The organism is Acinetobacter sp. 24-47-66, assembly GCF_056779755.1.
The window spans coordinates 13,781-37,058 of record NZ_JBWYIL010000013.1 but is presented as its reverse complement, the minus strand read 5'-3'; the positions used below and the strand labels follow the sequence as shown (position 1 = coordinate 37,058).

Sequence of the window (23,278 nt, the reverse complement as noted above, 5' to 3'; positions counted from 1 at the left end):
CCTGAATTTTTCAATTCTGAAAAAAGCCGTGAATATTCACGGCTTTTTTTACTTCATGTTTAAGGTTTAGGTTGCAATAATCCCATCATAGGATCGGTACATGTATGCTGCCCTGTTTCAATACGTCCAGCAAATCGACGTTCATAAGCCTGCTCTCCCTGCTGTTGGGCGATTACCACATTAAAATCATACCATCCCCAAGACTCCGTTAAATCGAGATGAAGTTCAGCCTCATTCGATTGAGTTTTGACAGTCCACACTTTTTGATTGTAGTACGCATTGTCCTTGACCATCATCTCCACAGTTTCAGCCCCATCATGCCGTATTTTTAAAATTATTTTAGGTTGACAGGCTTCATAGCAAATTCGAATTTCCGGCAAATGATCTCTTTCAATTTGATGGTGAAGATTTCCTTTAAATGCTCGATGATAACCATTTGGTCCAAGTACCCAAAGATCATATTGATCATCTACTAGCTCCCAAACATCCTCCAGCTGTTTCCCTGCCTCCACCATAAAACGTCGAGGAATGGCATTTAAATCTAGTTTGTCATAGACATGGAAAACCGCACCTTGTTCTCCACCATTTGCGAAAATCAATTGTATGTTTCGGGTTGCAACCTGTACGCGCGCGCTGGTATGTAATAAATAAGGTAATGCTCGAGAATGACGTATTCCAGATTCTTGCACAGGAAATTGTTGATTTGCTGGGACTGGAACCTTGCTCAGTTGCTCTTGCGAATGACGCGTATTGTCAGCTTCTTGTTTTGTTCTTTGCCCATTGAGTGTTGGCAGAACATTAAAGTTAGGTGTCTTAAAGTCAAACGCCGACGTAAGGTCACCACAGACCGCTCTACGATAAGGGCTAATATTAGGCTCTTGCACGCCAAAACGTTGCTCGAGAAATTGAATAATTGAAGTATGATCAAAGACTTGAGAGTTGACCCATCCCCCACGACTCCATGGTGAAATGATATACATAGGAACACGTACTCCTGGACCATACACACCATGCCAGAAGTTTTCATTCTTACCATTTTTCATTTTTAATTCAGGCTGTGCTGTCGAACCTGATACACGTGGGTGATTGAAATATTCATATGATATCTCTTGTTCTGATAACGTGGTTTTACCATGAACTTTAACGATATCACCTGCTTCATTGATTTCTTTTGATGGTGCAGATGGCGATGGTACATGATCAAAGAAACCATCATTTTCATCAAAATTGACCAGTAAAACCGTCTGACTCCATAACTCTGGATCTGCCGTTAAAGTGTTTAACAGTTCTTGAATGTACCACGCGCCTTGAACAGGACTTGATGGTCCCGGATGTTCACTATACGCTGCCGGTGCGACCACCCAGCTCACCTGTGGCAATTTACCGTCTAAGATATCTTGTTTAAATTGTCCTAATAAACCGCCGTCCTTAGGCATCGTATTGGCAATCCCCTTATAGAGAGGTTGTCGTTGATCAATACGCTCATCATATTCAGGCGACAAAATATTGGCATGGCTAACTGGCTTACCAGATAATTCATTGGCTTTGCGATATTGCTTAAATCCCGACAAAGGATTATCCGTAAAATTATCGGGCATATTTTGATAAACCTTCCAACTAATCCCAGCCTGCTGTAATCGTTCAGGATACGTGGTCCAGTCGTAACCGATCATTGATGAGCCAATACTATCAAACTCATTGACTACACTCGCGACACCTGCAGCAGTTGGCCCATTGGTCCCCGTCCAAATAAATTTACGATTAGGATTAGTTCCCGCGTGCATGGCACAATGATAGGCATCACATAAAGTAAATGCTTCTGCCAGCGCAAACTGGAACTCGAGCTCTTGTTTCTTAAAATAACCCATGGATTGAGGTTGTTTATGTTCCACCCAATTACCCATACGCCCACGATCCCAGGCAGCTTGACCATCCTTCCATGAATGAGGTGTGCCCGAAACACGTTGAGCATTGCCCAATGAACTGTCTAGGTGATAAGGCAAAATTTTATTTTTGTTGGCATCATACTGTTCCCACACCGCTCTTTTACCACTCAATGGAATGGTGAATCGATCACCAAAACCACGTACCCCTTTGAATGTTCCAAAATAGTTATCAAAAGAACGATTTTCTTGAGTCAAAATCACCACATGTTTCACATCTTGAATAGTGCCAGTTTCCACTTTTGCATCAATTGCTAAAGCTTTTTGAATACTCAGCGGAAAACTCGCTAATGCAGATGCGCCCAATAATGTCTTGGTCGAATTTAAAATAAAGTCACGACGATTCATACAGTTATCCTGTTTTTATTCTTGTTATGGTTATGGAGCACAATAGATTTCACAGCTTGGATCTGAAGGTTGCGGTTTGGATGGTTGGTAATCATCATCTCCCCCACAAGCTGTTAACAAAATACTTGGTGTAAGGATGAGTATAAAAAAATAAGCTCGCATGTAGTTATCCTTCTCGTTTTATGCGAACTCAGTGATACGCTTTTTTCGTGACGCTGCAATGAAGCTTCAATTGCAAATCTATGAAATAAAAAAAGCACCTCTATCAAGGTGCTTTTTTACAATCAACGCATGCAATCAGATGCGAATTACCAGCCTAGTGCTTGTTGTTGCTTTTGAATTAACTCTTGAATGCCTTTCTCAGCCATTTCAAGCATTGCGTTACATTGCGTACGCGTGAACGGTTTATCTTCCGCAGTACCTTGAATTTCAATAAACTCACCCGCCTGAGTCATCACCACATTCAAGTCTGTTTGGCAGTTTGAATCTTCTTCATAACATAAATCGAGTAGTACTTCGTCTTGATAAATACCAACAGAAATTGCAGCCACCAAACCTTTGAGTGGATCTTGTTTGATTTTCTTTTTCTCAAGTAATGAATTCATAGCATCAATCAAGGCTACCGCAGCACCTGTAATAGACGCTGTACGTGTACCACCATCGGCTTGAATAACATCACAGTCGATTGTAATCGTGTTTTCACCCAATTTCTTCAAATCCACCATAGCACGTAAGCTACGACCGATTAAGCGTTGAATTTCTTGAGTACGTCCACTTTGTTTACCACGAGCTGCCTCACGGTCACTGCGTGTATGGGTTGAACGTGGCAACATGCCATATTCAGCAGTCACCCAACCTTGGCCTTTTCCTTTCAAGAAGCGCGGTACTGAATTATCAACACTGGCAGTACAAAGAACTTTGGTATGACCAAATTCAACTAAAACTGAACCTTCTGCATAACGTGTATAGTTTCGAGTAATTTTAACGTCACGTAACTGGTCTAATGCACGCTGGTCAATACGCATAATACGTCCTAATTTTTACTTAAAAAAAGATTGGGCACATTATAGCAGATTGATGGCATCTGACTTTGTTATAAGTCCGTGTTTTAAAATTGCAGTTTCATTTAAAAACATGCATTGGTTTGAACTGAGTTGACATAAAAAATGATCAGACGTCGTATAACGCCCATATGTATAATGATCACTATTCTTGATAATGTGTGATTACATTTTGAACTTTTTCTTCATTCTGTATTTTGTTATTCTTTATTGAATTAGAATAATTGGATCTAGCATGACTAGCCCTATTTTTTGCATGAACTGCCAGAAGAGCAGCTAAAAAAGCTTTCCCAAGATGATATTCAAAAGATTCACCAAGCAGAGCAACTCTACTGGAATAATAAGCCGTATACCAAAGTTTATGCTGCATTTAATGGTTCTAAAACGAAAAAAGGTGGTTTAGTAAGAGCCTCTACTGATACCTATAAGGTCAAAGGTATTTCTTTAGCTTTAGTAGGTGATGAAGCGATATACACTGATGGTTCAACAGCAAAAATTATCTCTGGTGCTGGTAGTGCCATCACTGTTCATAATCGATCCGCAGCACTTATTGGCTCACCATTAGAAAATGGTGATGAAATTATCGATAGTCCAATAACCGCTCACGTCTTACGTTTGTATCATGATGCCGCTTTACCCAAAGATTTCATGATTTCTATAATTGGGGGATCAAAGAATGTCTAAAGGTTTTGGCATTCATGGCTCTACCACAAGCCACGGTGGAACAGTGTTATCCACTCAATCTCGAAGTTCTCAAATGGGAAACCTATTTCTTCGTGCGGGAGATGGTTTTGCTTGCCCTAAATGCAAAACCTGGTCCACTTTGATTAAAAGCAATGACCATGTAATTTTTGATGGTAGAGCAGTCGCTTATGTCGGTGATAAGTTCACGTGTGGTGCTACTTTGATGCCAAAACAAGTTCATGTTGTTGGGGAGAATGGTGGAGCTATATCTGGATCAAATATAGCTAATAATTTATCAACATTTACTCATAAAACATCTAACTATGCTCATAAGTTTCAAATTATCGATGATCTAGATAATAGTCCTTTGAGCAACGTACTCTATGAAATTATTACACCAACTAAAAAAATTGAAGGTATAACAGATGAACATGGATATACAGAAATTATTGAAGATACAGAACCCTCAAAAATAACTATAAATATCTTATGTGATGAGGATCATAAGCATGAACACTAAAAATGTTATTCATAGCCATAATACACATCTAAGTGCAAAAAAAACTCAAGTTAGGACTAGTCAAGTTGCGATAAAACATAGACGCCTTTTAACTACAGGCGAAATTGAGATGTGTAAAAAAATCTTTAAAGATTCGATAGATTATACGAAAGTTATTATTAAAAGAAGTTCAACATGGAGTGTTCCAGGATTAACAGGCAATACTTTTTCCCCTATGGGCGCTATTAACTTAACTAGCAGTTTATTTGATAAATTTCCTGATTTCAGCAATTGTAAAAATGATTATTCGGCAGAACATCACTTTATTCATGAAATGACTCATATTTGGCAATATCAATTAGGAGGAGGAGTTAGACATATTGGACAAGCTGCAATGCTTTTTAGACAAGGAGGGTATATATGCAGTAACGTCAGCCCTGATTATGGAGATGATTATACCGCATACTTTACTGATTTAGCTGGTAAACATACAGACCGAAAATTTAATGAATTTAACCTAGAGCAACAAGGTCGCATTATTGAATTTTGGCATGATGCTGTTTATATGCAAAATAAAGTACCTAAGAGAAGACATCATATTCAAAGTATTAAATTATTAGGTTACGTAGAAAGAATTTTACGAGAATTCCTATTAAATCCTTATGATAAAAAGCATTTACCACAATCGCAATTGGTAGATAAAGCATGAACAAATTAAGCTTTTTTATTTTACTTTTTTCAACGAATGTTTTAGCTCATCAATTACATGAACCACTGTATTTGACAAAAAAACAAAACTCTTTATGTATTTATACTAACAATCCTAATTCCAAGTTACGCGATGATCACATAGCGCTCATAACTCTAGGTATCCCTGGTTATAATGCAAGATCTGTTTCAGAGGTCGTTATTGAAAAACTTAAAACTCCTCCTATTTACGAAGAGAATTGCCTACTATTTTCATTAAAAGATATTAAAGAATCAGGGCCCTATTCTCTAATTCTTGATATGGATAAAACATACGCTACTGATTTTTGCATCAATCTTCATGATCAAAAAAATATATCAATTCACAAGTTGGGTAGCCAATTACAATGTCAAAAATCTGAATATGCCAACCCTTTTAGCCTTTCCGTAGAATTAAAAAAAATTATTAAAAAAATTAAAAATTTTTTTAATTTTTCAAGTTTCTGATAGGCTTGTTTTTTAAATTATATTTAGCTTAGTTGAAAGTATAGTTTCAATCAATGTGATTGAAACGACTCGTGATATGTTTTTAATAAATAAAAATGCTGGACCGCTAACAATTAACAGAAAAATGTTTATCAACGTCTTTAATCAAGATTTCCATCCAAAGATGGTTGATATTATGAAAGAACAGAAAGTATATCGTGGTGATCCTAAAAATGTTATGTATGAAAAATTTAAAAAATTATAGTCTTATATTTTTTGTAAGTTTAATTTCTGGATGTACAAATCCAGCTAATTATCAGGATGATATCAAAAATGCAAATATAGGCGCTAGAAGCATGATATATCTAGATTATTTAGTATATAAAAATGCTATAAATTCTGATTTAACGCCTATTACGCAAGCGTTATTACAATCAACTATCCAAAAGGTAGCAGTCATAAAAGGTTTTGAAAAGACATCGGGTGATAAATATGAAATTGAAGAGCAAATGAGTATTGCTGAGGTCAATCAGATGTGTTGGATGGGAAACTTTCTACTAGAATATAAGAAAAATCTTCCTAAAGAAATTGATTACAGTGATATTTACTCGTGGATTGAGACAAAACAGTTAAAGTGGAAAGAAAAGCTAAATAAGATATATGGTAATGAAAAAATTCAGGATGACTGTCGTGATATAAAATAAATTTTATTATATCTTTAATCAGAAAGGATCTCTAATCATTCAGCTTACGCCAACTGGCTATGGTATGTTTTCAAAAGCAGAATATGTCGGTAAAGTCGGATAAATTCTAAAAAATGGTGGTCCTTTTATGATTAGTGAAAGATTGTATACGATGATTTTTGGAAAACGATGGAATAAACAAGCTCATAGTTTTGCTGTTTCAGAAGGCTACAGAACTCCTAGAAAAGAAGAATTTGAAAAATTTGATGGAACGTATTAATGAAAAAGATCTTCTCTCTATTAATTTGCTCTCTGCTTCTTTCTTCTTGCTCTAATGCTAAAAAAAATACAATTGATGAAGACGAGTTAGATAAACAAATAGTACAAACAAAAATTATGGCTATTTCAAGTAGTTTAGAAAGTGCAAGCTTTGTTTATAGAGCTGCATATAAAAATTCAGAAAACCCTTCGGAAGTTAACGATCACTTATATTTATATGCTTTGAGTGAAATTGAATCACTTTTTAATACTTATGATATGGGGGGGTTAGACTATAAGAAAGACATTACAAGTTACAGGTTAATATCGGGGGATGCTATTGATTCAATGTGTATTATTAATAAATTTTTGAAAAAATATCAGAATCATTTGGAAAGAAAAGAATTAGCAAAACGATATGATACAACTTTGAATAAAACTTTTGTGTTGCAAAGTGAATATTTAAATCTTTTAAAAAATGATCCAGATTTAATTAATGGATCTCAATGTTTAAAGTTAAATTAATATATTTTACCTTATGCGTAAATATACTTTTATTTTATATAAATGATATATTTACAGCATAATTAAAAGCCCAATTCTCACCAATCGGGCTTTTTTTGATTCTTCACGCTCCACGCATAAATTTTGATTAATGCTTCACGTATTTCATGAATTTAACTAGATGATAGTACTCAAGCAAATATTCCTCTTAGTTTTCTTATAGATTGAGAAATTTTAGCTGTTTTATCATTTGGTAAAGAACATTTAGCTAAACGAACCCAAACGCTCCAGAATTGTTTCATAAAGTTAGCTTCATTATAGTGAATGCCATATTCCTCACATAATGCTTTAATTTTTGGCGCAGCTTCTGCATAGCGATTTGCAGGCATATCAGGGAATAAATGATGCTCGATTTGATGACTCAAATTACCACTCAAAATATGCAGCCATGAAGTTCCCGTAAAATTACTTGAACCTCGAATTTGACGTAAATACCATTCTGCTCTCGTTTCATATTCGGTATTATCCATCTCAAATGTTTCTGCATCTTCAGTAAAATGACCATTAAAAATCACTGCAGATGACCATAAACTACGAATCACATTTGCAACTGCATTTCCTACGAAGACAGGAAGCGCATTTGGACCAGCGATAATCGGGAAAAAGACATAATCTTTCACCACCTGACGTCGTACTTTTTTTCTTAATTTTTCAGCATCTTTCCACACTTGTTTCCAAGATTTGGTTTTATAAACAAGCGCGTCTTCCAAGTGTAGATTTTGAACACCGACATACCATTCAAAAAACACCATCAATTGAATTGCTAATGGAATATTAAACAAAAATCTTGGTTCCCACGGTTGAGATGCTGAGACACGAAGTAGACCATAACCTACATCATGATCCATACCCACAATATTGGTATAGGTGTGATGTACATAGTTATGGGTATATTTCCAGTCATCGCCTGTTGAGATGGTGTCCCAGTCATATGTCGCACCGTTTAAACTAGGATCATTCAACCAGTCAAATTGACCATGCATCACATTATGTCCAAGTTCCATATTTTCAACAATTTTGGACACACCCAGTAATCCTGTACCCACCAACCAAACAGGTGGAATCCAACCACCAAACATCAGCAATGCACGTGAGCCAATCTCGCTATAGCGAACAAAGTTGCGAATCTTATATATATATTTGGCATCTTGTTCACCCAAATCATTCATAATACTGAGTCGAATCTGCTCAACGCGTTGTCCAAATGCTTCAATTTGCTCAGCGGTCAGATGTTTAGATTTTGATTGCCATGTTGTATTAAGTGACATATTCATTATTTTTCTCCAGTCTTATACGATACCGTTAAATTACAAATTAATCACAACAGGGCTTACTGCCTGACTAATACATAATTTAATTTGTCGATTTGGCTCATGTTCAATTTCACCTGTGAGCATATTTTTAGTAGCGCCACTGACTTTGTTACAGACACATGCATTACAAATACCCATTCGGCATCCATGAGCGGGTCTTAATCCAGCCTCTTCAGCACTCACCAATAAACTTTTTTGAGCTTCAAACGATTTCTGACTACGGATAAACGTGACGGATTGTTTTTCAAATTCTTCATCTACACGGATTTGAAAAAACTCTTGTTTGAGCTGATTGATGATCCCCTCTTCATGACAAATTTGATTTACAGCTTGCATCATCGAAGTTGCACCGCATGCATAAATCTGTGCTTGCCTAAAACTTGGTACTAACTGCTCTAACAACGCCAATGTCAGATATTGTTTATGTTGGCGTGTATTAAAATAGTGATAATTAAAATGATCATGTTTTGAAGCGAGCTGTTGTAGTTTCACGTGGAACGCGTCATCTCGACAGAAATAAATCAAATAGATAGGTACAGATAATGTGTTTAAAGCCTTCGTAAGCAATGCATAAATGGCGGTAATGCCACTCCCCGACGCCAATAACACAATTGGCTGTTGAGTCGGCTCAAGCGTAAATTCACCTTGCGCTTGAGAAATTTCCACAACAGAACCTATCGCCAATTGGCTTAAACGATTCGACACTACTCCTTGAGCTCGGACAGCAATCACCAGATTACCTGTCGCAGAAATTTCCACAATCGAATAACTACGTTGTAGACGCACGCCTGCAATTACGACTGTCACTAAAACACTTTGCCCTGCCTCAATCTGTTGAAAATCGAAATTGTGATTTGGACATAAATGAATCTCATAGAAATCGTGACTAAGTGCCTGACGACTCACGAGCGATGCTTTGACTTTTTTCCAAGCCAAAGTGGGATGTATTTTTTCAGCGATAAAATCGACGAAATCTTCTCGAATCCATTCAGGACGATATGACAGATAACTACTCATCTCAAACGTTCCTCTTTTGTATTTCAATTTAATTGAGTGAACAAGTGTTCTAATAGTGAACATGTGTACACTATATTGATTTTGAAATTGAGTCAACACATGTTCACTGACATTCGTCGTTTAATTTTTATATTTTTTTGATAGACTCATCTCGACTTCACTTCTCAGGTTTTAAGATGTCTATACGCGATGAACGTAAACAACAAAGTCGTCAGGCTTTACTGGATGCCGCTTTGCGCTTAAGCACATCTGGTCGTTCATTTAGCAGTATTAGTCTGCGTGAAGTTGCACGTGAGGTTGGTTTGGTGCCAACAGCCTTTTATCGACATTTTCAAGATATGGATGAATTAGGCCAAGAGTTGGTGGATCAAGTCGCGTTATATTTGAAAACCGTACTTCATCAGCTCGGTCAAGGTTTAGCCCACCCTGATGCGAAAGCCGAAACCAGCATGGAACTTTTTTTTGAAGCCATCGATTTAAATACCCAACCTTGGATTTTTATGATCGCAGAGCGCTGGGGGGGTTCTGAAGTGGTAAGACGTGCGATTGCTCGTGAAATTGAGTTTCTAAATTCTGATTTGGCCAATGACCTACAAAAATTCGAAATCGTACAAAATTTTCATCAAGCTGATGATCTAAAAATGTTGTCGAATATTTTAATTAATTTATGTTTTACATGGGCAATGTCTTGGATTAGCTTGGGCCGTCAATATTCAGGTATGGAGCTTGAATTACAAAAATTAGTACTCAAAAAACAGTCCATTACCCAAATACGATTAATCTTTAAAGGGATTTTGAATTGGAATACTACTGAGGCATAAAAAAACCCGCTCAATGCGGGTTTTCTATTATTTAGCTTTACGCTCTTTATCCAATAGATAATCGACCACTTGTAACACGCGGCCATTATCACCTTGTACGACATATTTCCCATTTACTACAACAGCTGGCACACCCGTCAATTGATATTGCTGCGCTAATTTATTCGCTTGAGAGACTTTGGCAGTAATTGCGAAAGAATTATATAAACTATTGAATTTCGCTTCTGGGATACCATACTTCGTAAAGAATTGTGCTTGTGATTTTTGGTCAAAAATCTGCTGACCTTTGTCATGGATCGCGTGGAATAAAGGCAAATGGGTACGTTTACGAACACCAAGTGCTTCAGAAATGTAGTAACCACGTGCATTCTGTTCCCATACTTTGTTCATTGCAGCAGGTGTACGGACAAAATTCACATCTTTTGGAATTTTACGTAACCAAGATTGCATATGAGGCTCTAAAGTAAAGCAATGACCACAGCCATACCAAAAGAATTCACGTACTTCCAATTTACCAGCGACATCAACCTTTCCAGGGTTTTGCACGACCGTATAATCTTTGCCTTCAACAAAGTTCGCCATTGCACCAGTTGAAAGTGCCATCAGCACCGCAGCGGCAACGCCACTAAAAACCACCTTTTTCATTAAGTTTTTATCCTCTAAATCATTCTGATTAGCATATGGTTTCACTATAAAACAAATATGAGAAAATCGTTTTGATTATGTGAACTTTTTTACAAGATTTATCGCTTTTTTTGGAATTAGCGATACACTAAGATCTGATATAGATTCTACCCATTAAAACGAACTTTGCTAAGGTGGCTGTAATGACTCAACTGAATGTTGACCCACAAGAAATTGCTAAATTTGAAGCACTTGCTGCGGTATGGTGGGATCAACACTCTGAGTTTCGCCCTCTCCATCAAATCAATCCACTACGATTGAATTGGATTGATGAACATGCAGGTGGTCTTAGTGGCAAGAAAGTACTAGATGTGGGCTGTGGCGGCGGCATTTTGGCTGAAAGTATGGCACGCCGTGGTGCCGATGTCCTCGGTATCGATATGGGCGCAGCACCATTAAATGTCGCACGTCTGCATGCAGAACAAGAAAATGTCACCAATATCGAATATCGTCAAATTCCAGTTGAGCAATTGGCTGAAGAACAAGCTGGTCAATACGATGTCGTAACTTGTATGGAAATGTTGGAACATGTACCAGATCCAGCGTCAATCATTCAAGCATGCCAAAAACTGGTGAAACCAAACGGTCATGTATTCTTCTCCACAATTAACCGTAATCCAAAATCATATTTATTTGCGATTATCGGTGCAGAGTATGTGTTACGTCTTTTGAAAAAAGGAACTCATGACTATCATAAATTTATTAAACCTTCTGAATTAGCGCATGATATTCGTAACGCAGGTTTAAAACTTAAAGATATGACAGGCTTACATTACAACCCATTAACTAAACATTATTGGTTAGCCCCAAATGTCGATGTGAACTATATGGTTTACACCCATAATGAGGTGAATGAATGAAGGCCGTACTTTTCGACCTAGATGGGACTTTAATTGACACTGCTGCGGATTTTATTCGTATTATTCAAGCAATGTGTCGTGAAGAAGGTCGAGAGATCGTAGATGCAGCCCTGATCCGAACTCAGGTCTCCGAGGGGGCTCGGGCGATGGTGAAATTGGTTTATCCTGAATTACAGGTTGATGATCCTATTTTCCTTGCACATCGTCAGCGCTTTCTAGATATCTATGGTGCTGATATTGCTGTGGATACAGACCTTTTTGCAGGAATGTATCCTTTAATTGAGGACTTGGAACAACGGGATATTCCATGGGGAATTGTGACAAACAAACCTCGTTGGCTGAGTGAGGCACTACTTCAAGCCTTAAACTTAACTGAACGTTGTGCCGTTCTCGTATGCCCAGAAGATGTTAAGCACACTAAACCTGACCCAGAACCAATGTATCTCGCTGCTCAACAAATTAATGTTCCAGCTGAACAATGCATTTATGTTGGTGATCATCCACGTGATATTGATGCAGGTCGAAGCGCAAATATGTACACGATTTTGGCTGCTTACGGATATTTACCATTAGAACACAAAGATGACTTAGATTCTTGGCAGGCAGATTGTATAGTGAATGATGTACAAGAATTACATCAACACTTAATCGAATTGATCGAATCTCACCAAAAAACAGCTTAATTAGAACAATGAAGGAGGTCGCACATGAAATATTCAGAATATCAACCTCGCCCAGACTTATTAAAAGATAAAGTAATTTTAATTACGGGTGCAGGTGATGGCATTGGACGCGCAGCAGCGTTGAGCTATGCTTTACATGGTGCGACCGTCGTTCTTCATGGTAGAACGCTGAACAAGTTAGAAGTGATCTATGACGAAATTGAAAGTTTAGGTGCTCCTCAACCTGCAATTTTGCCACTGCAACTTTCTACTGCAACAGCATATGATTACGAACGTCTTGTGGAAACGCTTGACCAACAATTTGGTCGTTTAGATGGGATTTTGCACAATGCTGGGATTTTAGGTGAGCGCGTTGAATTGGCCCACTACCCTGCTGAAGTGTGGGATGATGTAATGGCTGTAAATTTAAGAGCACCTTTTGTTCTTACTCAACATTTACTTCCATTATTAGAAAAATCTCAAAATGCCTCTGTTGTTTTTGCAAGCTCAGGTGTCGGTCGTGAAGCACGTGCGAAATGGGGCGCATACTCAGTTTCAAAAATTGCCATTGAAGCGGTCAGTCAAATTTTTGCAAAAGAAAATGTCTATCCAAATATCCGTTATAACTGCATTAATCCTGGTGCAACACGAACAGCTATGCGTGCTAAAGCATATCCTGATGAAGATCCGAAAGTATTGGCAACGCCTGAACAAATCATGCCAGCTTATTTATATTTAATGGGCGAAGACAGTATAGGTATGAATGGTCAGAGTATTGATGCTCAGGATTAGTTTTTTCAAAATTACATGATGAGGATCGTCAGATCCTCTTTTTTTAAATTATAGTTCTAACAAAACCTATTAAAAAATTTACCTTTAGATTTTAAAAGCTTAAACAAATAAGTCTCAACAACTTTTGAATACACCCATAAACTAAGAAATTATCTAATAGTAGTATCACTTACTTTGCTTTAAGCGTCTTAAGTATTTATAACTTAATAAAAACCCGACAATAATGTCGGGCTTTTATTTCATTCTGATCAGTCAAATAAACGATCGAAGAATGATTTCTTTTTAGGTGAAGATTTACTGTCCGCACCATCTAAAGATTCTTGTAACTCTTTTAAAAGTTCACGTTGACGTGCAGTTAAGTTGACTGGTGTTTCAATCACGATACGGCAAAGTAAATCACCTTGCATACTTGTGCGTACTGGTTTTACACCCTTGCCACGTAGACGGAACATTTTACCTGTTTGTGTTCCCTCAGGTACTTTCAAGTTCACACGACCATCAAGGGTTGGAATCTCAATTTCTTTACCCAATGCAGCATCAGCAATACTAATCGGCACATCCATATACAAGTCCGCGCCATCACGTTGGAAGATTTCATGTTCACGAACATTAACTTCTACGTATAGATCACCTGATTGACCATCACGAATCGCTTCACCTTTTCCAGTTAAACGAACGCGATCGCCATTATCTACGCCTGCAGGAATGGTAACTTCAAGTGTCTGTTGACGATCTTTAACACCTGAACCATGACAAGTGCCACAAGGATTTTTAATAATCTTACCTTGTCCGCGACAAGTGCTACACGTTTGCTGAACTGAGAAGAAACCTTGTTGCATACGGACTTGGCCAGCCCCGTGACAAGTTTTACAGGTTTCAACATCATTCGGGTTTTTAGAACCTTTACCATCACACACTTCACATGGTGCTGGCGCAGTAAAAGTAATTGTTTTCTTTACGCCACGTACAGCTTCTTCTAAGCTGAGCTCAAGCACATAACGTAAGTCTGAACCACGTCTTTGACGCTGTTGGCGACCGCCGCCACCAAACGCGCCACCGAAAATGTCACCAAACTGACTAAAAATGTCTTCAGCGCTAAAACCGCCACCGAAACCACCGCCGCCACCACCGAAGCCGCCTTCAAACGCATTATGTCCCATGCGGTCATACATGCTGCGTTTTTCACTATCAGATAAAACTTCATACGCTTCAGCAGCTTCTTTGAATTTTTCTTCTGCTTCAGCATTATCAGGGTTACGGTCTGGATGATATTTCATCGCCAACTTACGGTAGGCTTTTTTAATTTCATCATCACTAGCTGTTTTAGAAACCCCTAAAACCTCATAATAATCACGTTTAGCCATGTCTGGCGATGCTCCACAAAAAAATTTGATATGACTTCTCTGCGGAATATGTTGGGGTCATATTCCGAGATTACAAGTAAATTAAATCATTATTTTAAAAAGCGGCTTTTTTCTGCAGATATTTCACTAAGCCTTTAAGCCATGCATTTAGGAGAAATAGCCATGCAATTGTGGTAAAAATGACACCAATCACCGTACACCCTTTCACCCATAACATACTATCCCAATAGATAAAGCAGGCAGGAATAAACCAAAGAGCAGCAAATGCGGCCATCATCATGAATAGCACAACATTTCGTGCAATCCATAATGCTTGAGCATGGATCCAGACTTCAGCGTCTTGCGCTTGAGCCACTTTTTGCGCTAAAAAATAGGCGATTGCAGCACTGATACCAGTGAACAATGCAAGAAACATGAATACATAAGACATCGTAATTAATCGACGATGTCTTGTTAAATTGTCTCGCCCCATGGATGCTTTTTTATACCTCAACCGAGTGCACATTCAGTTTTTTTATGTACTCAGCCCACTGTGTTATTTTGTGTTAAAAACTAGGGACTACTATATTGAATTTTTCAATGCTTCGCACCTAGTATTCACATAAAACTACGCGGTTTTTGACTCTTTTTTTACTTTAAACCATGCCGCATAGAGTGCGGGCAAGAAGAACAGCGTTAATAATGTTGCGATAATGAGCCCACCCATAATTGCTACTGCCATTGGACCAAAGAAGATACTGCGTGAAAGCGGAATCATCGCCAACACAGCAGCCAATGCAGTCAAAATAATTGGACGGGCACGGCGTACTGTCGCTTCTAAAATCGCTTCCCATTGAGAATGACCCGCTTTGATATCTTGCTCAATCTGATCAATCAAGATAAGCGAATTACGCATAATCATTCCAGATAAAGCAATGGTACCTAGCATCGCCACAAACCCGAAAGGCTTATTGAATATCAACAGGAACAATACCACGCCAATTAAACCCAAAGGCGCGGTCAAGAAAACAATAAACGAACGTGAAATACTCTTGAGCTGAATCATGAGCAAGGTAAAGACCACGGCCAAAAATAACGGCATGCCAGCATTTACTGAAGTTTGTCCACGTGCAGATTCCTCCACAGTGCCTCCCACTTCTACCAGATAACCACTTGGAAGTTCGGCACGAATTTTCTCAATAGATTCAGTTAATTCACCAACCACAGTAGCTGGTTGGAGTTTAGTCCGAATATCTGCGCGCACAGTAATGGTCGGCAAACGGTTACGATGCCAAATCAGACCATCTTCAAACTTATATTGAATATTCGCAATCTGTGCCAATGGAACTGTTGTACCTTGACTCGTCGGTACAGCGAGACTTTGTAACGATGCCACATCAACACGTTCCGCTTGATCGCCACGTAAACGAATATCAATTAACTCCCGTTTCTCACGATACTGATTAATCGCAGCCCCTGTTATTGAGCTATTTAAGAAATTCGCCAAATCTAAGCTAGATACGCCTAACTGACGCGCACGATCTTGATCAATTTCAAGTGAAATAATTTTACTCGGCTCACCCCAATCTAAATGAACATTGGCGGTATTTGGATTTTCACTGATTGCTTGTGACACTAATTGTGCTCGTTGGCGAACAGTATTTAAATCTTCACCAGAAACACGGTATTGAATTGGATAACCGACTGGTGGTCCATTTTCCAATAGCGATACACGTGTCCGTACTTCAGGCAATAACTTACTAATTTCTTCACTCAGATTCTTTCTAATCTCATCTCGCTCATCTAATGAGGAAGCCAAAACCACAAATTGTGCAAAACTCGCCTGAGGCAATTGTTGATCAAGTGGTAAATAGAAACGTGGAGAACCTGTACCAACATAAGCGACGTAATTATCGATCCCTTTTTGAGTCGACAAGAATTTTTCTACTTTTTTAACCGCATTTTCTGTCGCTGTTAGAGAAGCACCTTCCTCTAGTTTTAGATCCACTAATATTTCAGCACGGTTTGATGGTGGGAAAAATTGTTGTGGAACAAATTTAAACATCAAAATTGACAAGACAAATATTGCAACCGTCGCAGCAATAACGGTTTTACGATAAGTAATACATAACTCAACCCAAGATCTAAATTTTTGATACGTCTTGGTTTGATATGGATCGTGATGCTCACCATGGTGTTGAACGACTGGTTGTGGCTCTGGTTGTTGACGTAATCTTGCCCATAAGCGTTGATACCACGGGGCTTTCTGATTCATTTGATTAAAATCAGGCAGTAATTTGTCACCTAAATAAGGAACAAACAGTACCGCTGCAAACCATGACACCACCAAAGCAATGGTTACAACTTGGAAAATTGAGCGAGTATATTCACCTGTGCTCGACGCAGCAGTGGCAATCGGCAAGAATCCAGCTGCAGTGATCAGCGTCCCCGTTAACATTGGAAATGCGGTCGACTTCCAAGCAAAACCTGCGGCTTTTAATCTGCTATATCCTTGTTCCATTTTAATGGCCATCATTTCAACTGCAATGATGGCGTCATCGACCAAAAGTCCAAGTGCTAAGATTAATGCGCCTAAAGAAATCTTGTGCAGTCCAACATCAAAGAAATTCATGCCTGCGAACGTCATTGCCAAGACCAAGGGAATAGAGAAAGCGACCACTAATCCTGTACGGAAACCTAAAGAGAAGAAGCTGACCAATAAGACAATAATCACGGCCTCTGCGAGCACTTTGATAAATTCGTGAATACTGCGTTGCACCGCTACAGGCTGATCTGAAACTTTTTTAAGTTCCATCCCTAAAGGTAAAGTTTGTTGTAGATCATTAAAGGTCTTTTCTAGATTTTTCCCTAGCGCAATGATGTCACCACCCTTACGCATAGACACCGCAATACCAATACCATTTTTGCCCATAAAGCGCATACGTGGTTGAGCTGGCTCACTAAAGCCACGGTAAACTTCAGCCACATCGCCCAATTGAATGGTCTTATCACCAACCAGTAATGGCATGTTCTTGAGATCTTCGACTGATTTCAATTGTCCGCTGACACGCACTTGAATACGATCTGAGCCTGTTTCAAAGAAACCTGCGCTCGCCATGGTATTTTGTTTTTGTAGTGCTTCTTGAATTGCAGAAACTGGAATACCCAATTGAGCGGTTTTCGTATTTGAAATTTCTATCCAAATTTTTTGATCTTGCAAGCCAACTAAATCAACTTTCCCGACATCTTGCACACGTTGTAGTTGCAGCTGTAAGCGATCGGCATATTCCTTCATCACGGCATAATCAAAATCATCACCCGTTAAGACATAAATATTCCCAAAGGTGTCACCAAACTCATCGTTAAAGAATGGACCTTGAACACCGCTAGGAAGTTGGTGTTTGATATCTCCAATTTTTTTTCTAACCTGATACCAAACATTCGGTAATTCATGGGAACGCAGCGAGTCTTTGGCAACAAAGGTCACCATTGATTCACCAGGACGAGAATAGGCTGCAATACGATCATAGAGCCCCGTACTCATTAATTCTTTTTCAATGCGATCAGTTACTTGTAATGAAACTTCTTCCGCTGTCGCACCTGGCCAATAGGTTTGAACCACCATTACTTTGAAACTAAATGGAGGGTCTTCACTTTGTGATAGTTTTGAGTAGGAATAAACACCCAATATTCCCATCAAAATCATGAAATAAAGGATCAGTCCCTTATTTTTTAACGCCCATTCTGACAAGTTAAAGTTCATATTTTCGCTCCAACTTGTCCTGCTTTTACATTGACTGCACGGTTTTGACGGTCAATCGGATTAATTTTTTGTTTATCTCGCAGTAAGTGTACCCCGCCAACCACGATCCAATCAGAAGCTTTTAAACCTTGGGTCACAGGTACCGTATCACGACCATAAGCACCTATTTGAACATTCACCTTACGGATACTGTGATCTGGATTCACAACCCAAACATAAGGCTGATCTTCTGTTGCAGATACACTGGTCAAAGGAACATTAATCACATTTGAACTGGTATTTGAAAAAAATACTCGCGCACTTTGTCCAAGTTGAATTGCTGAACGCCCTTCAGTCAAAGCAACTTTGACACTAAATGTTCTAGATTGGTCGGCAGCAGGTGAAATTTCACGCACATATGCGGCGAAACGCTCCTCTGGTTTTGACCATAGCGTAACCCAAGCTTTTTGACCTGTTTTAATTTCTGATACTGCTTGCTCTGGGACACCAATCACCACTTCACGATCACCATCTATCGCCAGTTGATATGCTGCCTGCCCTGCAGCGATCACTTGACCAACTTCAATACTACGCTCAGTGATGACGCCATTTTTATTGGCAATGAGTTGGTTATATCCCGTCTGATTACTACTCACTGCATAATTTGATTGTGCTTGTTTTAAATTTGACATGGCCGATTTATATTGATTTTCTACGGCATCATATTGCGAACGACTCACCGCATTAATAGGTAATAACTGCTTAAAGCGTTTGTATTCTTCTTCGGCAATTTTGGCTGCAGATTGCGCGCTTTCTAACTGAGCTTTTGAAGCATTTAACTGCAGTTGAGCATCTTTCACATCTAATTTTGCTAAGACTTGCCCGACTTTGACTCGATCCCCAACATCAACATAGCGTTCAGTAATTTGTCCTCCAACACGGAAAGCCAATGCCGTTTGCTGTCTCGCCTGAACTTCTCCTGCATAACTTTTCAGTTCATCTTGGGACGTATTCGGCTGGGCAACCATCACAAATGGAATTTGTTCCTCTGTGGGTTTATCCTTACTACACGCGGTAAGTATCACGCTACAAATGAGCATTAAACTGTATGTGGCAAATTTTTGAGGACTCATGTGCACTGCTCTTATGTCAATTTTTAGGCAAATCAAATTAGGGATATTAATTTGATTATTTTTTAATTAATATACCGCATGGTACAGTAATTAAAAATCATTTTTCAAGGTATGACCTAAACTGTTTTTTTTGGATTTTTTTGTGCAAATGAATATTGGACGTCCTAAGGATTTAGTTAAAAAGAAACAAATATTAGAGGCAGCTAAACGTTTGTTTCTAAAACAGGGCTTTCATGGTTCAAGCATGAATCAAATTGCCAAAGAAGCTGGCGTGACTAAACTGACGGTGTATAACCATTTTCAAGATAAAGAATCGTTATTTACTTATGCAATTGCAGAAACGTGCGAAGAATCAATCAATGCTCGGCGAATCCAATTACACCCTGAATCCAATTTTTTAGAAGACTTCTATCAGGTATGTAGTTTAGCGCTGCAAATTGTCAATCTTCCTGAAGCCATTAAGCTTGAGCATTTATTATTAGAATTGGCAGCAGAGCAAAATCCTTTGGCTGAACCTTTTTATAATGCATCTCATAAGCGGTTATTTGTGGTTTGGACTGATTTTTTTGCTCAAGCGATTGAGCACGGATTTATCCAGAAAGATGATGCTGAAAAGCAAACACATTTGCTCCTTTCTTTACTCTTAGGGCATCGACATCATGAAGTATTGTTAGGTGTTCGTCAGGTTCCCAGTGAAGCAGAATGTGATGAAATTATTCATCAAGCCATCGAATTATTTATGCTGAAATACAAAAAATAGCTCTCTCCATTCTTAAATGGCGTATTTTTCACCTAATTTTCTTTAAATTATTTTGCAATCGCTTGGCATGTCATGAATAAGCGGTATAGTCAAAAGAACAAGAAAAGGAGAAAAAAATGATTCAACAAATTGATGCTCCATTACGTGAAGACGTACGCTTACTCGGTAATCTTTTAGGAGAGACTTTAAAAGAACAAGCTGGACAAGATTTGTTTAATCAAGTTGAACAAATTCGTGCACTCGCGAAAGGTGCACGTGATGGTGATAGCGAAGCTGAAAAACAATTAGAAAGTTTATTTTTAAGTTTAAAAGATGATGAGATTCTTCCACTGACACGCGCTTTTTCACATTTTCTGAACTTTGCCAATATTGCAGAACAATATCATGTGGTACGTAGCCGTCGCCAAAATGAGTTTGATGAAAACGGTGCTGCAGCAAATGTCCTTATTCCCCTTTTTGAAAAATTTCAACAACAGCTGATTTCAGCGGAAACCCTTTATCAACAAATTTGTGAGCTAAATATTGAGCTTGTACTCACCGCACATCCTACGGAAGTTAGTCGTCGCACCTTGATCCAAAAATATGATGGGATCAACGAGTGTTTATCTAAGTTTGATCAGCAAAAGCTGACCCCCAAACAGCGCGCTCAAGTTCTTTCTGAATTAAAACAATTGGTTTGTTCAGCATGGCAAACCGATGAAATTCGCCAACATCGTCCAACCCCAATTGATGAAGCAAAATGGGGTTTTACTACCATTGAGCAAACTTTATGGAACGCTATTCCTAAGTTTGTCCGTGAATTGAATCAATTGGTTCAAGAGCATTGTTCTCAAGCTTTACCTTTAGATATTGCACCTGTGCGGTTTGCATCTTGGATGGGTGGTGACCGGGATGGAAACCCAAATGTCACACACAAAGTGACTCAAGAAGTTTTATGGTTATCTCGATGGAAAGCCGCGGATCTCTACCTCCGAGATATTGAAGATTTACGTTGGGAGCTTTCTGTTCAGGCGTGCAGTGATGAACTAAAGACTGCCTTAGGTCAGCCTCATCCAGAGCCTTATCGTGAATATTTAAGAACAACACGTGAACGCTTAAAAATTACAAGAGAATGGCTCACTGCAAAATTACAAGGTCAACATTCTGATGTGGATCGTAGCCAGATTATTCATCACAAAGATGAGTTGTTGCAGCCATTATTGTTATGTTATCGCTCATTAGTCGATTCAAACCTTTCCGGTATCGCTCAAGGAAAGTTACTCGATTTTATTTATCGCGTGAACTGTTTCGGTATTGAGTTATTAAAACTAGATATTCGCCAAGAGTCAGGTCGTCATCGTCAAGCAATTTCAGCGATTACTGAGTATCTTGGACTTGGCAATTTTGAGACATGGACTGAACAAGCCCGTCAAAACTTCTTATTACAAGAACTGCAAAGCAAACGCCCTTTACTTCCTAAACATCTTAATGAATCTGCTCAAAGTCTTATTGAGCATCCTGATGTTCAAGAAGTATTCGCTACCATGCGAACTTTGGCAGAACAACCTGCTGAAAGTCTAGGTGCTTATATTATTTCAATGGCGGAATATCCAAGTGACGTTTTGGCGGTTCTATTACTCCAAAAAGAAGCAGGTATTAAGCAACCTCTGCGTGTAGTTCCATTATTTGAAACGTTAAAAGATTTAGATGGCGCAGCTTCGACCATGAATACTTTATTCAGTATGCATTGGTACAAACAACATATTCAAAACAAGCACGAGGTCATGATTGGTTACTCTGACTCAGCAAAAGATGCAGGTTTCATGTCTGCGAATTGGGCTCAGTACCGTGCACAAGAAGAGTTAACAGCTATTGCCAAACAACATGGTATACAACTCACTTTGTTCCATGGTCGTGGTGGCTCAATTAGTCGTGGTGGTGCTCCAACCCAACAAGCACTATTTTCACAACCACCTGGCTCAATCTCAGGTGCAATCCGTGTGACCGAACAAGGCGAAATGATCCGATTCAAATTTGGATTAGAAGAAATCGCACTGCAAAATTTAGAAATTTATACCGCAGCTACCTTAGAAGCGACTTTACTCCCACCACCAGAACCCAAGGCAGCATGGCGCGAGTTGATGCACAAGATGACGGAACTCTCTGTGAATGTTTACCGTCAAACAGTCCGCGAAAACCCTCATTTTGTCCAATACTTAAGAACCGTGACGCCAGAGCTTGAATTACAGATGCTACCTTTGGGTTCAAGACCAGCGAAACGAAAAATCAGCGGTGGTATTGAATCCTTACGTGCAATTCCATGGGTATTTGCATGGACTCAAATTCGATTAATGCTTCCAGCATGGTTAGGTACTGGTGCAGCCATCAATCAAGTCATTTCAGAAGGTCACAAAGCTGAGCTAGATGAAATGTTAGAACAATGGCCTTATTTCCAAACTTTAATTGATATGTTGGAGATGGTGCTATCTAAATCAGATAGCAATGTCGCATTGTATTATGAATCTCATCTCACCCAAGATGAAAATCTTAAAGTATTGGGTGCGGAACTACGCCAACGCTTACATGACGCAGTACAAACTTTATTGGCAATGAAAGGTGAATCTAAATTACTCAGTTCTAATGAAGTTCTTGATCAAGCCATGAAGATTCGTAAACCCTATCTTCTTCCATTACACCTGTTACAAGCAGAACTCATGAAAAGACGTCGCGAATATTTAGCTGAACGAACTGTCGAACAAACTGAGGTTGACCATGCATTAATGGTAAGTATTGCAGGTATTGCTGCTGGATTACGTAATACGGGTTGATTTCACGACTGTCTATGCTCAAGTACCTTTATGGGCTTGAGCAATTTAAAGACTTTATTCTAATTTTCAGTAATAACAACAAAGCACCTATAAATTTTTTACTCAATATGGATATAGATTTTTTTGATATA

Annotated in this window: 22 protein-coding genes; 12 read left to right on the top strand and 10 right to left on the bottom strand. The window is 38.7% G+C overall.

What is annotated here, in order from left to right; all coding sequences use genetic code 11:
* Window positions 1–59: 59 nt before the first annotated feature.
* The 3 genes from AC1M84_RS11630 to rph all read right to left on the bottom strand — a co-directional run bounded on the left by AC1M84_RS11630 (window position 60) and on the right by rph (window position 3,316).
* Complete coding sequence (locus AC1M84_RS11630; protein WP_481595023.1) at window positions 60–2,291, bottom strand: phosphocholine-specific phospholipase C; 2,232 nt, start codon at window positions 2,289–2,291, stop codon at window positions 60–62.
* A gap of 30 nt (window positions 2,292–2,321) precedes the next feature.
* The gene (locus AC1M84_RS11625; RefSeq protein WP_481592139.1) at window positions 2,322–2,453 is read right to left on the bottom strand and encodes a hypothetical protein; all 132 of its coding nucleotides are present in this window, start codon (window positions 2,451–2,453) and stop codon (window positions 2,322–2,324) included.
* Window positions 2,454–2,599: 146 nt separating this feature from the next.
* Window positions 2,600–3,316, bottom strand: a complete 717-nt coding sequence (gene rph / locus AC1M84_RS11620) for a ribonuclease PH (RefSeq protein WP_035270511.1) — start codon at window positions 3,314–3,316, stop codon at window positions 2,600–2,602.
* A 288-nt stretch (window positions 3,317–3,604) separates the two neighbouring features.
* On the opposite strand from rph, the gene AC1M84_RS11615 reads away from it, so the two are divergent.
* The 6 genes from AC1M84_RS11615 (at window position 3,605) to AC1M84_RS11590 (ending at window position 7,174) form a co-directional block, all read left to right on the top strand.
* Complete coding sequence (locus AC1M84_RS11615; RefSeq protein ID WP_481595022.1) at window positions 3,605–4,036, top strand: PAAR domain-containing protein; 432 nt, start codon at window positions 3,605–3,607, stop codon at window positions 4,034–4,036.
* Entirely contained in the window at window positions 4,029–4,556 is a 528-nt protein-coding gene (locus AC1M84_RS11610) for a PAAR domain-containing protein (RefSeq protein WP_481595021.1), read from the top strand. The genes AC1M84_RS11615 and AC1M84_RS11610 overlap by 8 nt, the downstream gene beginning before the upstream one ends.
* A complete protein-coding gene (locus tag AC1M84_RS11605; protein WP_481589397.1) occupies window positions 4,546–5,244 on the top strand; it encodes a zinc protease in 699 nt (232 codons plus the stop codon). Before AC1M84_RS11610 ends, AC1M84_RS11605 begins: the two co-directional genes overlap by 11 nt.
* Window positions 5,241–5,729 (top strand): NF045616 family extracytoplasmic (lipo)protein, encoded by a 489-nt coding sequence (locus tag AC1M84_RS11600; RefSeq protein ID WP_179999982.1) that lies wholly within the window; start codon window positions 5,241–5,243, stop codon window positions 5,727–5,729. Before AC1M84_RS11605 ends, AC1M84_RS11600 begins: the two co-directional genes overlap by 4 nt.
* Before the next feature lie 221 nt (window positions 5,730–5,950).
* Window positions 5,951–6,412 carry a hypothetical protein gene (locus AC1M84_RS11595; protein WP_481595020.1) on the top strand — a complete coding sequence of 154 codons (462 nt, stop codon included), beginning with the start codon at window positions 5,951–5,953 and terminating at the stop codon, window positions 6,410–6,412.
* A gap of 258 nt (window positions 6,413–6,670) precedes the next feature.
* Window positions 6,671–7,174, top strand: a complete 504-nt coding sequence (locus AC1M84_RS11590; protein WP_180000349.1) for a hypothetical protein — start codon at window positions 6,671–6,673, stop codon at window positions 7,172–7,174.
* A 170-nt stretch (window positions 7,175–7,344) separates the two neighbouring features.
* On the opposite strand, the gene AC1M84_RS11585 is transcribed toward AC1M84_RS11590, so the two are convergent.
* Both AC1M84_RS11585 and AC1M84_RS11580 read right to left on the bottom strand, forming a co-directional pair.
* Window positions 7,345–8,487 (bottom strand): fatty acid desaturase family protein, encoded by a 1,143-nt coding sequence (locus AC1M84_RS11585; RefSeq protein ID WP_481595019.1) that lies wholly within the window; start codon window positions 8,485–8,487, stop codon window positions 7,345–7,347.
* Between the two features lie 33 nt (window positions 8,488–8,520).
* Window positions 8,521–9,543: a flavin reductase family protein gene (locus AC1M84_RS11580; protein WP_481595018.1), complete on the bottom strand. Its 1,023-nt coding sequence runs from the start codon at window positions 9,541–9,543 to the stop codon at window positions 8,521–8,523.
* 176 nt (window positions 9,544–9,719) lie between these two features.
* Between AC1M84_RS11580 and AC1M84_RS11575 the strand changes: the two genes are divergently transcribed.
* Window positions 9,720–10,364 carry a TetR family transcriptional regulator gene (locus tag AC1M84_RS11575; RefSeq protein WP_180000353.1) on the top strand — a complete coding sequence of 215 codons (645 nt, stop codon included), beginning with the start codon at window positions 9,720–9,722 and terminating at the stop codon, window positions 10,362–10,364.
* 27 nt (window positions 10,365–10,391) lie between these two features.
* Here AC1M84_RS11575 and AC1M84_RS11570 read toward each other — a convergent pair whose 3' ends face one another.
* On the bottom strand, window positions 10,392–11,009 hold the full coding sequence (locus tag AC1M84_RS11570) for a thiol:disulfide interchange protein DsbA/DsbL (protein ID WP_092767991.1): 618 nt from the start codon (window positions 11,007–11,009) through the stop codon (window positions 10,392–10,394).
* A gap of 182 nt (window positions 11,010–11,191) precedes the next feature.
* Here AC1M84_RS11570 and ubiG point away from each other — a divergent pair, with 182 nt between their 5' ends.
* The 3 genes from ubiG to AC1M84_RS11555 are packed head-to-tail and all read left to right on the top strand — an operon-like array spanning window position 11,192 to window position 13,362.
* Window positions 11,192–11,908 (top strand): bifunctional 2-polyprenyl-6-hydroxyphenol methylase/3-demethylubiquinol 3-O-methyltransferase UbiG, encoded by a 717-nt coding sequence (gene ubiG / locus AC1M84_RS11565; protein ID WP_035268814.1) that lies wholly within the window; start codon window positions 11,192–11,194, stop codon window positions 11,906–11,908.
* A complete protein-coding gene (locus AC1M84_RS11560; RefSeq protein WP_035268813.1) occupies window positions 11,905–12,591 on the top strand; it encodes an HAD family hydrolase in 687 nt (228 codons plus the stop codon). Before ubiG ends, AC1M84_RS11560 begins: the two co-directional genes overlap by 4 nt.
* 24 nt (window positions 12,592–12,615) lie before the next feature.
* Window positions 12,616–13,362, top strand: a complete 747-nt coding sequence (locus tag AC1M84_RS11555; RefSeq protein ID WP_035268812.1) for a YciK family oxidoreductase — start codon at window positions 12,616–12,618, stop codon at window positions 13,360–13,362.
* A gap of 248 nt (window positions 13,363–13,610) precedes the next feature.
* On the opposite strand, the gene dnaJ is transcribed toward AC1M84_RS11555, so the two are convergent.
* From dnaJ to AC1M84_RS11535, 4 genes are all read right to left on the bottom strand, one after another.
* Window positions 13,611–14,726, bottom strand: coding sequence for a molecular chaperone DnaJ (gene dnaJ / locus AC1M84_RS11550; protein ID WP_035268804.1), 1,116 nt, complete (start codon window positions 14,724–14,726; stop codon window positions 13,611–13,613).
* Window positions 14,727–14,820: 94 nt separating this feature from the next.
* Window positions 14,821–15,198 carry a hypothetical protein gene (locus AC1M84_RS11545; RefSeq protein ID WP_481595054.1) on the bottom strand — a complete coding sequence of 126 codons (378 nt, stop codon included), beginning with the start codon at window positions 15,196–15,198 and terminating at the stop codon, window positions 14,821–14,823.
* A 135-nt stretch (window positions 15,199–15,333) separates the two neighbouring features.
* Window positions 15,334–18,468: an efflux RND transporter permease subunit gene (locus tag AC1M84_RS11540; protein ID WP_481595017.1), complete on the bottom strand. Its 3,135-nt coding sequence runs from the start codon at window positions 18,466–18,468 to the stop codon at window positions 15,334–15,336.
* Window positions 18,465–19,580 (bottom strand): efflux RND transporter periplasmic adaptor subunit, encoded by a 1,116-nt coding sequence (locus tag AC1M84_RS11535; protein WP_035268798.1) that lies wholly within the window; start codon window positions 19,578–19,580, stop codon window positions 18,465–18,467. Before AC1M84_RS11535 ends, AC1M84_RS11540 begins: the two co-directional genes overlap by 4 nt.
* Window positions 19,581–19,722: 142 nt before the next feature.
* Here AC1M84_RS11535 and AC1M84_RS11530 point away from each other — a divergent pair, with 142 nt between their 5' ends.
* Together AC1M84_RS11530 and ppc are read left to right on the top strand one after the other, a co-directional pair.
* The gene (locus tag AC1M84_RS11530) at window positions 19,723–20,340 is read left to right on the top strand and encodes a TetR/AcrR family transcriptional regulator (RefSeq protein ID WP_035268797.1); all 618 of its coding nucleotides are present in this window, start codon (window positions 19,723–19,725) and stop codon (window positions 20,338–20,340) included.
* A gap of 116 nt (window positions 20,341–20,456) precedes the next feature.
* The gene (gene ppc, locus AC1M84_RS11525; RefSeq protein WP_481593771.1) at window positions 20,457–23,147 is read left to right on the top strand and encodes a phosphoenolpyruvate carboxylase; all 2,691 of its coding nucleotides are present in this window, start codon (window positions 20,457–20,459) and stop codon (window positions 23,145–23,147) included.
* Window positions 23,148–23,278: the final 131 nt, after the last annotated feature.